At 59.3% G+C, this 361-nt stretch carries 1 protein-coding gene; it reads left to right on the top strand.

Going from position 1 to position 361, the window contains the following annotated elements:
- Window positions 1-264, top strand: a 264-nt coding sequence (locus tag AC0L3X_RS47465; RefSeq protein WP_473317660.1) for a hypothetical protein, incomplete at its 5' end; no start/stop codon positions are given.
- Window positions 265-361 lie beyond the last annotated feature (97 nt).

Raw genomic sequence — 361 nt, 5'->3', positions numbered from 1 at the left:
GTCACCTTCGAGGTTCGTAAACGCGGCACGCTGCCGAAGCAGCGGAGCCCTCGGGAAACAAGGACCTTCGCTACGGAAGCAGAGGCCAAGGCATTCGTTCGTGCAAAGCTCGACGAAGGTCTCGTAGTATTTGCGGGCACGATCAATCCGCACGTCCCCAAGCAACTCATTCCGTCGTCCCGCATCCAAGCTTGGCTTGTCGATGAACAATGGAACGCTGAGCGAGATACAGGTCCCGACCGGACGCCGATCACCAGGTTCTGAAGCCGAACCAGCCGAACTGCCCTTGTCGTGCCGCCAGAAGCATCTGCGGCTGGACGTTTCGCCTCGGTCGAGCCGCAACATGCAACATCTTGCGTTG

It is taken from the genome of Bradyrhizobium sp. MI1.7 (assembly GCF_055811795.1).
Note: the sequence above shows the minus strand (reverse complement) of the source record. Positions and strands in the feature narration are given on the sequence as shown.